Source organism: Streptomyces sp. TLI_55, assembly GCF_900206255.1.
Taxonomy (GTDB): Bacteria; Actinomycetota; Actinomycetes; order Streptomycetales; family Streptomycetaceae; genus Streptomyces; species Streptomyces aquilus.
Window position 1 is genome coordinate 137,162 of sequence record NZ_OAOJ01000003.1, and the last position, 8,893, is coordinate 146,054.

Consider the following 8,893-nt stretch of genomic DNA (forward strand, 5'->3'; position numbering starts at 1 on the left):
CTTTGCGGTTGCGGCATGAATGCACTACTGAGCTTTCCTGCGCGATGTCGCCGACAGTAAAGGCCCTGTGAACTGGGGATATCCCCTGTCGCCCAGTGACATCAGCGAAAGATCATCCTTCAGGGCCGGAGGTCGGAGACGAGATCAACCGCCGAGCAGGGCGTGCTTCCACTGGTCTTCGCGCTGCTCGATGTATTCGGCATCGTTTCGCCAGGCGTCGCCGTGGCCTTCGGTCCACAGGGTTGCCCAGGGCTGGACACCCCGGGCGGCTTGCTCGCGCAGGAAGACGTGCATGGATCGCGTTCGGCGTCCGAGTAGGGGAACCAGGCGACGGCGTTCGTCTTCGTCGAGGCCGTAGGCGTCGGCGAAGACGCGCAGCCGGTCTGCGGCGTCGGGGCGTTGCCAGTCCGGATGAGCGGACAGCGGAATGAACCCGTGCATGGCGTACGCGACGTCCCACAGACGGGAACCGGGGCCGGCGGTGTCCCAGTCGATGAAGGCCCACTCGGCCTCGCCTGCGACCACGAGGTTCCACGGGGCCAGATCGTGATGGGCGATGATGTCGCTGCCCTCGGCGGGGATCAACACCTGCCAGTGCGCGTCAGCCGGTGGTGTGAAGCCCCGCACGGCATCGTGGAAGTCCCGGATCAGCCCTGCCACCCCGGCCAGGTTCCGAGCGGACTCGAGCAGAGAAAACCGATCGGGCCAGACCACGTGGCCGTGCACGAAGGTCAGAACTTCACGGCCTTGGTCGTCGATGCCCAGTGGGCGAGGTGCCGCCCGGAACCCCACCTCATACAGGTGAGTCAGCAGGGCGTGCACTGCGGGAGTCCACGGTCCGGTCGGGCGGCGAACGGTGTCTCCGACGCGGACCACACCAGCGCTAACGTTCCCACCGGACAACGGTTGCTCTTCATTGTGCAGCACCGAGCCAGCATGTTCGATCAGCCCCCCATGCTTCACCCCATTATTGTTGATCACCGCCTGGTGTCGCTCGGTGAGGGGAATGCCCCCCAGTTCACGGGCCCCTTCGTGCCGACGACATCACGCCTCGAATCTCAGTAACCGCATCCAGGAAACGACGATGGCATCGGACTCCTCGGGATCCCGAACGCATCGACCAGGTGCGCAAGCCGCCACGCGATCGCAGTCACAGGCCAGTGATCGTGCGGCGGCTCGGCACAGTCCATGACGAACTCATCCGTCCCGATACGTCGATGGGCGCCGGTGGGCGCCGGCCCTGTGGTCGGCGCCCACCCGGAACCGGGTCCGGTCAGAACTTGCCGGGAGTCAATCCGAGGGTGTTGGTCGGGTCGGCCGGGTCCGGACCGACGACCTGGCCGACGTAGAGCTGCACCTGCGAGCGGAACCGCTCCACCGCGTCCCGGTCGCTCATGAACGCCTCAAACCCGGCCACATCGGTCTGGTGATATGTGGCCAGCGGCCGCAGCCCGGCCGGCGGAGCGACATCCTTGCGTATCGACCAGGTCCACGGAGCGATCAACTGTTGCTGGGCCGTCCGCGACGTCAGCCAGCTCAGGAAGAGCTTCGCGGCGGCCTTGTGCGGAGCGTTCTTGAAGATCGCACCGTGCTGCACCCAGCTGTTGAACGGGTCGTTCGCCGGGAAGATCATGGTCGCGTTCGGCGTCGGATCGCCCGCCGTGCCGAGCGTCGCCAGGTAGTCCCCGGCCGCCACGGGTCCGGCCGAGAACGGCGTGCCGCGCACGAACTTGGGGTTCTGTGCGACCAGGGAACGCAGCCAGCTCCAGCCGTACTTGTGGACGGTCAGCTTGAAGTCGTAGAGGACGGCGTCGTCATCGTTCGGGTACGTGAAGATCAGCTTCTTCTTGAACTCCGGCTTCAGCAGGTCGGCCGCAGTGAACGCTGACGGATCCGACCCGGCCGCCTCGGTGTTCACCATGTCGGCGAAGGCGCCGTAGAACACGCCGGTCCAGTAGCCCTGCGCGTCCTTGGCGTTGTCGAAGACCTTGTCCGAGCCGATGGGCCGGTACTTCAGCAACTGGCCGGCGCCCTTCCAGCGGTCGAAGTCCTGCACGGTCTGCAGCACGGCCACGTCAGCCACTTGGTCGTGGGTGGCGATCTGGTTGTCGATCCGAGCGTCGTGGACCTTGCTCAGATCGGTGACCAGATGGATTTTGACGCCGGGGAACTGCGCGGCGAACGCCTTGGCGATGAAATCCCACTGTCCCGGCTTGTCGCCGCCCATGTAGACGGTCACTTCGCCGCCATCGGCCTCGGCCTGGCGGTAGAGCGCCTGCAGCTTTGCCTGCTCGCCCGACGCGTCGGGCGTTGCCTTCGTGCTCGCAGCGGCGGCGGCGTAGCTCGCGCCGGCCCCCATCGCCACGACGGCCGCCACCAGCGCGGCCCCGGCTTTCCTGGTGATCCTCATGACGCCTCCAAGAGTTTGAGCTCTCAAACATCCGGGGCGACGATAGCCCGATTTGTTTGAGAGTACAAACCTTCGGATATGCTGGTGCGATGAGCGACACCCCCTGGCTCTCCGAGGAGGAGATGCGCGCCTGGCTGGCCTACATCGACATCTCCACGCTGATGGGCGACTACCTGGAGCGGCAGCTGCAACGGGCCGCCGGCCTGTCACACGCGACGTACAACCTGCTCAGCCGGTTGTCCGTGGCCCCCGACAGGTCGCTGCGGATGAGTGACCTCGCCGAGCACCTGAAGGTCACCCGCAGCCGGCTCTCGCACGCACTGTCGGCGCTGGAAAAACGCGGCTGGGCGAGACGCACCGCCGACCCGACGGACCAGCGCGGCCAACTCGCCGTACTCACCGACGAAGGCTTCGCCGTCCTCGCCGCCGCAGCCCCCGGCCACGTCGCGGCGGCGCGCCGGGCGATGTTCGACCACCTCACGCCTGACCAGGTCCGCCAGTTCGCAGAGATCGGCGAGGCCATCATCAAGGGCCTCACCCACGAGGACGACTATCAGGCGGAACTCCCGTGGCGGCGCAGATAGCGCGCCCCGCTAAAGGTAGTCCCGCAATGATCAACTGACCTGGCATGGCTAGCGGTTCGTCGGGTTGGTGGTCGTGCCGGTTGGATGTGCGGTGACGTCCGTCCGACAACCTATCCGCCCACAAGGGCGGCACGATCCGGCGCTGGGCGAGGAAGAACCGGGTCGAGCTGTGCTTCACCCCGACTTACGTGTCCTGGGCCAACCCTATCGAGACCCATTTCGGGAAACTGCGGCAATTCACCGTCGCCAACTCCCACCACCTCAACCACACCGTCCAGACTCACGCCCTGCACGCCTACCTGCGCTGGCGCAACACCAACGCCCGCCATCCAGCTGTCCTCGCGGCCCAGCGCCGCGAGCGAGCCCGCATCCGCAGCGAGAAGGGCCTGCGCGGGGGCGGACGACCGGCGAAAATCGCATGCCCCTGCCAATGGCACCGGCAACACTGACGCCATGACCGGTTCTGCACTGCCACGACTGCTTCGACCGCGTGCCCTGAGGCCCGGAGATCTCGTTGTCATCGCATCGCTGTCCGGTCCGCTTCCGGCCGCTTACGAGCCCAACGTCGAGCGGACGGTGGTCGTGCTCGAGCGGATAGGATTCCGCGTGCGTCGGGCTCCGCTACTCGCAGTAGGACGCCGCCATTGGTGGAGCGCGGCCACGCCGGCGGAGATCGCCGGGGAGCTCAATGGTCTTCTGCGGGATCCTGAGGTGCGCGCGATCATCGCGAGTGACGGTGGCCAGACGGCGCTCGGCTACCTTGACCTGATCGACGTCGAGGCGATCAGGGCCGACCCCAAGCCGATCCTGGGCTACAGCGACATCTCGCTGCTGCATCTGGTGCTCTATGCGCGCACGGGTCTGGTCGGGTTCCATGCCGACATGGCCGTCCCTGGCTTCGGCGGGCACTGGCAGTCTGCGCCCGTGGCGCGCCAAGCGGAACTCGAGAAGCTCTACTCCGGGTTGCTGACCGGTACCGCGGCGATCGGTGCGCTGCATGCGAGCCCGACGTGGGAGTGCTGGCGTCCTGGTCGTGTCGAAGGTCGGCTGATCGGCGGGGTGATCAATCGCATCGTGCTGGCGCAGGCGACGCGTTTCGCGCTGCCGCTCGAATGGTTCGATGGCGCGGTGCTGTTCTGGGAGGAGACGGGCGGCCTGGCATCGTACGTGTGGAGCTATCTGCAGGTGATGCGACACAGCGGCATCCTCGATCGGATCTCCGGCATGGTCGTTGGCGTTCCGCGCGAGGTCAGTGGACTCGAGCCCGGCGCGTCCCCGACCCTGTCCGAGATAGTCCTCGACGTCCTCGGCGACCGTGACATCCCGGTCCTGGGAAACGTCGAGTTCGGGCATGCCGGCCCGAATCTGCCGATGCCGGTCGGCATCCGCGTCGGTCTCGATGCGCGGCAGCGGACGTTGTCGCTGCTCGAACCGGCGGTAGGGCCGCACACGATGACGGGACTGGTCGGCTGAGCGCCGCGGATCAGTGAACCGACGGCCCCCGGCACCACCCCCTGGGGCCGACTCACGCTTTGGTGACCGCCGCCTTCTGTCGCTTGTTCGGCTTGCTTCACGACGGTGCGGGAGCACCAGGCCAGTGCCGCGGTAGCCGTCGTCTGCTCGGCCACCGCATGCTCAGGCGTGGGGACCAAGGTGCCGTCCACGAGGAGCACAGCGTCCTTGCAAAACCGGCGGCGCGGCCGCAGGGCGAGCAGCGGTGCGAGGCGGTTGATGACGCGGTCGGCCGCAGGCTTCGAGATTCCGAACAGCGGCGCGAGCTGGCGCAGCGTCACGTTGGTGCGCCCGTACGCCGCGACCAGCAGGACGCGGTCCTCCAAGGGCAGGCCCCATGGCCGGCCTCGGCGGACCGTGTCCGCTGCCTCGCGGCGCAGAGCGGTCACGAGCTTGCCGAAGCAGCGCGGGCTCAGCCCGCTGAACGGTGCCATCCAGGACGCCTGTGCCGCCGTGATCACACCAGCCGCGAGAAGATCGTCCTACTGCGCTGCGAACGGCCCAAGACGGAGGCACACATGGAGACAGACTCGGTCAGTCGTCTGGAAGAGGCGGCGGATCGTTTTGTGATCCCCCTGCGCATGAACGAGGGGTTCGACGAGCAGGCGCTCCTTCAGCTGCGCGAGGCGATCGATCGCTGTGGAACGGCTTGGAGGGAAGAAACCCACGTGCCGAAACGTGCGGCGTTGATCCTGGCTGAACTCCACCCAGCGATCGAGGCGTGCGCCTGGCTGTACGAAGGAGACATGCGTCAGCGGATCCAGGAGGCGGGGCTGACGGTGTCTGAGGCAGTTACCGCTGCTCTGGACTGAGCGCCTCCCCCACACCGTGCGGCCTACCTTCTTGTAGGCATCAGAGCGAAGGGGGTGCGCGTCAGCAGCATGGCAGGCGCTGGGACGAGCCCAGTGCTGCGGGATAACTCTTGGTCATGGACGAAGCCAGTCACTTCCAGGGCGCCGCGGACACCACTGCAGGACGGCAACAATTCCGCAGAGCCCCGGACGCTGTCGGGGGTCACCTCAGTTCCATGAGGATGTCGGCGCGGGCGTAATAGTCGGCTACGGGCAGACGGCTGCGGGTGATCCTGACGAATCCGGCTTCCTCGTACAGGTGGATGGCGGAAGCCAGCTTGCTGTTCGTGCCGAGGAACAGTCGGGCCGCACCAAGTGCCTGGGCTCGGTCGATTGCTGCGGCTACGAGTTGGCGGCCGATGCCGCGTCCCTGCGCGGCGGGGGCCACGGCCATTTTCGCCAGCTCGAACACGGCGTCCGGATAAGCCAAGAGCGCGACGCAACCGACAGCAGCGCCGCTGCCCCGCTCGCGCGCCAGGAGCACATCACCGCCCAGGTCCACGATGCGGCCGAACGGGTCCCCGAGAACCGCCCGGTCCTCTTCCTGCAGGGTGAACAGGCGAGAGATCCACTCCTCGTTCAACGCGCGGAACGCATCGGCATCACATGGCGAGGCGATCGAGGAAACCACAGTGGGAGCAGAGGGGTGCGGCATGAGGCGGGTTTCCCTTCGGGTGTAGTTCCCCGCCAGCCTCCGGCCCCACGTACTCATATGTCCAATACACGCAGTAGCCCGTATCAATAACCTTGAACTATGGATCAGCGAATCGAGCTCCGGCACCTGCGGTACTTTCTGGCTGTGGCCGAGGAACTGCACTTCGGCCGTGCCGCCCGGCGACTGAACATCGCTCAGCCCGCCCTGTCCCAGCAGATCAAGCACCTCGAGAAGATCATCGGCGTTGAGCTGTTCCGGCGGACCTCACGAAGTGTCCGCCTCACGGACGCGGGAGCGGCGTTCCAGCCACGGGCGAGGGACCTTCTGGGCCGCCTGGCGGCCGACCTCGACGAGGCCGGCCGCGTCGGACGCGGCGAGGCCGGCCGCCTGGATATCGCCTTCATCACCTCCGCGACGGCGATCGTCGGCGAACGGATCCGTGCATTCTCCCGCTGCCGCCCAGACGTCCAGGTCAAACTGCACGACGGCTTCACCGTCGATGTCCTGGCGGCTCTGGAGCGGGGCACGGCCGACATCGGGATCGTGCGGGATGCTGATGAGCGGGACGACATCGGCCTTTCCCCGCTGACAACGGAACGACTCGTGGCCGTCGTCCCCGCGGACCACCCAGCCGCAAGGGCTGATCATGTGGAAGCAGCGGCGCTGGCCACCGACCCGCTGATCCTGTTCCCGCGTTCAGCGGGAGCCCAGGCGTTCGACCTGAACACGCAGCTGTTGCGTGACGCCGGCATCGACGTCCAGGCCGCGCAGGAGTGCTCAAACTGGCACACCATCATCCTGCTCGTCGCCACCGGCCTTGGCGTCACCATCGCCCCTTACAGCGTCACGACATTGCTCCCCGCAGGTGCCCGGCGCCTCGAACTCGACGGACCTCCCACCATGAGCCGGATCTTCATGGCCACCCGCCGAGGAGACAACCGTCCCCTCGTACAAGCCTTCATCGCAGCATCCGAGTCCGTGACAGGCCGCGGCCACAACCGCACGGCGAGAACACAGTGACAAGCTGCGGCGAGAAGCCGGGTCCTTGATCAGTCGAACCCCACCACGACGCCCACGGCTGTCGACTCAGTCATCGTGATGCGGCGCGTCGGCCACGAGCCCCCGAGATGTCCGATGCGGCGCGCCGCCGATCTGGTCCTGGCCGCGGAGCAGTACCGCCCTCGTGCCGCCGGGGAAAGCCGACGCGGTTCCGGCCCACCAAGCACCGACCGCACATCAGAACCTGCACCTCGCGCCGGAATCGGGCCCGGAACTGGTCATCTGCAGCCTGCCCGGCGTGCACAGCCTTCACCGCTACCCGCTCACCCCGCTCCCCTACCGCGGCGTACACAGTGCCCATCCCACCCGCGCCCAGCACCCCGACCACCCGGAAGCGCCCGATCCGAGCCGGGTCCGAAGCACGACGAGCAGCAATCCGCGACACCAACAAGACCCCCGCCGAGAGCAATTGTGGACGAGATGTGAACCCGAGCGGGCATCGCCGACGCCACACGCCAGTCGGCATCAGATGAGATCCACCCGTGCCACGTCCGCCCAGCCGGATTCCGAGTCCTCGGATGAAGGCGAATGTGGTCACGAGGTATTCCTTGCGAGGGACTGGCCGGCTTCGGTCAGCGGGGGGTGAGCTCGAGGGTGGCGGCGCGGCACCGGTCGGCGACCACCAGCGGGACGTAGGCGAGGGCGGCGGCGTACTTGGTGCGGTAGGCCGTTGTTGCGGTCGTTGAGCGCGCCGTCGTGGATCGGAGTCAAGGTGAGGTCCTGGGGCTTCAGCTCCGGCCTCGTCTTCTCCACCCCCGGCCGCCCCGCCCTCACCCTCACCGGCGGCATCCTCGCTCTCGACGTCCGCCCCGCGATCACCACCAGTGCGAGCAGCCGGTGACCCGGCCTCTGCGGCTTCCAACCAATGGAGGCAGTGCGGTGGATCAGCCGCGGGGCCACGCCGGTGCGGTCACTTGCAGTCGCTGTTCGACAGCGCCGTCGCTGTTGGCCCCGTTTCTCGGGCGGCCGCTCGCTTGTGCTCGATGAGGGCCGTGGAACCGGCTACCACCGCCGAAAGAGCCACGGCAGCGGACAGCATGGCCGAGGTACGGCTGACGTCGCGCCGCAGGCCCGCAGCCAGGAAAGCGGCGGCGTCGACCGAGTCCATGACGATGTTCACCGCAAGAAACTGCTGCTGCTGGGGCCTGGTGAAACTGTCCATCCGTTGCAGCCCCAGCCCGAGAGCAGCGTTGCGGATCGCGAACATCCGCGAATAAGGGATCGCGGGAGTGCCGCTAGCCGCGAGCCGGAAAAACTGCGCGGCCAGTCGCGGGCTGAACAAGTGGGTGGCCGCGACGATGAAGCGCCCGGTCGTCAGCGCTCTGCGGGAAGGCACCAATTGGAGGGGGAACTTGGACATGGAGAATCCTTTCAATCCGGAACCGGCCGGTCACTTGTTCAGGACGTGGCGGGTCAGGAATTCGACTTGGTCCGCAACGACGGTGTCGAACGTCGGCAGACCGCTCGTCCTGGGACGCCCGAACTCGCCACCGGGGCCTGCGGAAAACGCCCATCGGGCACGTCCTGACTGCACTGGCCTGCACCGTCAAGGGTTTCCTATGGGGTTCAGAGCCCGGCGACGACGCGTCGCAGTATGCCCGGCGCGATGCGCAGCATGGCGGGCATGACTTTCGTCTGACCGGGGAATGCCATGCTCCGCCCCCGCTGAAGAGCCTTCATCGTGACCGCCGCCACCTGCTCGGGAGTCAGTTTCTTCCCCGTGGCTTCGGCGTTCATGGGCGTGTCCGTAGACGGTGGGAGGACCTCGAGGACATGGGTGCCCTGCGGGGCGAGTTGACGGCGCAAGCCGTCCGCAAAGCCG

General features: G+C 67.1%; 9 protein-coding genes and 3 pseudogenes. 6 read left to right on the forward strand and 6 right to left on the reverse strand.

The genetic code is table 11. The features are described 5' to 3' along the window. Window positions 1–144: 144 nt before the first annotated feature. On the reverse strand, window positions 145–903 hold the full coding sequence (locus CRP56_RS45645; RefSeq protein WP_097276036.1) for a phosphotransferase enzyme family protein: 759 nt from the start codon (window positions 901–903) through the stop codon (window positions 145–147). 370 nt (window positions 904–1,273) lie between these two features. Further along, window positions 1,274–2,377, reverse strand: coding sequence for an ABC transporter substrate-binding protein (locus tag CRP56_RS45650; RefSeq protein WP_257042407.1), 1,104 nt, complete (start codon window positions 2,375–2,377; stop codon window positions 1,274–1,276). A gap of 122 nt (window positions 2,378–2,499) precedes the next feature. Between CRP56_RS45650 and CRP56_RS45655 the strand changes: the two genes are divergently transcribed. From CRP56_RS45655 to CRP56_RS45665, 3 genes and pseudogenes are all read left to right on the forward strand, one after another. Further along, window positions 2,500–2,994: a MarR family winged helix-turn-helix transcriptional regulator gene (locus CRP56_RS45655; protein WP_097276038.1), complete on the forward strand. Its 495-nt coding sequence runs from the start codon at window positions 2,500–2,502 to the stop codon at window positions 2,992–2,994. 104 nt (window positions 2,995–3,098) lie between these two features. Continuing rightward, window positions 3,099–3,443, forward strand: a pseudogene (locus CRP56_RS45660) (transposase); the annotation flags it as partial. Between the two features lie 4 nt (window positions 3,444–3,447). Then, window positions 3,448–4,467 carry a S66 peptidase family protein gene (locus tag CRP56_RS45665; protein ID WP_097276040.1) on the forward strand — a complete coding sequence of 340 codons (1,020 nt, stop codon included), beginning with the start codon at window positions 3,448–3,450 and terminating at the stop codon, window positions 4,465–4,467. A 146-nt stretch (window positions 4,468–4,613) separates the two neighbouring features. Here the strand turns inward: CRP56_RS45665 and CRP56_RS45670 are convergent. After that, a pseudogene (locus tag CRP56_RS45670) lies at window positions 4,614–4,940 on the reverse strand (helix-turn-helix domain-containing protein); the annotation flags it as partial. A gap of 84 nt (window positions 4,941–5,024) precedes the next feature. Here CRP56_RS45670 and CRP56_RS45675 point away from each other — a divergent pair. Then, window positions 5,025–5,318: a hypothetical protein gene (locus CRP56_RS45675; protein WP_097276042.1), complete on the forward strand. Its 294-nt coding sequence runs from the start codon at window positions 5,025–5,027 to the stop codon at window positions 5,316–5,318. 202 nt (window positions 5,319–5,520) lie between these two features. Here the strand turns inward: CRP56_RS45675 and CRP56_RS45680 are convergent, their stop codons facing one another. Next, a complete protein-coding gene (locus CRP56_RS45680; protein ID WP_097276044.1) occupies window positions 5,521–5,988 on the reverse strand; it encodes a GNAT family N-acetyltransferase in 468 nt (155 codons plus the stop codon). Between the two features lie 123 nt (window positions 5,989–6,111). Between CRP56_RS45680 and CRP56_RS45685 the strand changes: the two genes are divergently transcribed. After that, window positions 6,112–7,032, forward strand: a complete 921-nt coding sequence (locus CRP56_RS45685; protein WP_097276046.1) for a LysR family transcriptional regulator — start codon at window positions 6,112–6,114, stop codon at window positions 7,030–7,032. Window positions 7,033–7,783: 751 nt separating this feature from the next. Further along, a complete protein-coding gene (locus CRP56_RS48975) occupies window positions 7,784–7,912 on the forward strand; it encodes a hypothetical protein (RefSeq protein ID WP_257042408.1) in 129 nt (42 codons plus the stop codon). A gap of 69 nt (window positions 7,913–7,981) precedes the next feature. Here CRP56_RS48975 and CRP56_RS45690 read toward each other — a convergent pair whose 3' ends face one another. Both CRP56_RS45690 and CRP56_RS47960 read right to left on the reverse strand, forming a co-directional pair. After that, window positions 7,982–8,431 carry a hypothetical protein gene (locus tag CRP56_RS45690; protein ID WP_218878149.1) on the reverse strand — a complete coding sequence of 150 codons (450 nt, stop codon included), beginning with the start codon at window positions 8,429–8,431 and terminating at the stop codon, window positions 7,982–7,984. A 206-nt stretch (window positions 8,432–8,637) separates the two neighbouring features. After that, a pseudogene (locus CRP56_RS47960) lies at window positions 8,638–8,893 on the reverse strand (hypothetical protein); the annotation flags it as partial.

Bases quoted from the DNA above. Each gene is read 5' to 3' on its own strand.
- CRP56_RS45655 (WP_097276038.1), top strand. From the start codon at position 2,500: ATGAGCGACACCCCCTGGCTCTCCGAGGAGGAGATGCGCGCCTGGCTG.
- CRP56_RS45665 (WP_097276040.1), top strand. From the start codon at position 3,448: ATGACCGGTTCTGCACTGCCACGACTGCTTCGACCGCGTGCCCTGAGG.
- CRP56_RS45675 (WP_097276042.1), top strand. From the start codon at position 5,025: ATGGAGACAGACTCGGTCAGTCGTCTGGAAGAGGCGGCGGATCGTTTT.
- CRP56_RS45685 (WP_097276046.1), top strand. From the start codon at position 6,112: ATGGATCAGCGAATCGAGCTCCGGCACCTGCGGTACTTTCTGGCTGTG.
- CRP56_RS45690 (WP_218878149.1), bottom strand. From the start codon at position 8,431: ATGTCCAAGTTCCCCCTCCAATTGGTGCCTTCCCGCAGAGCGCTGACG.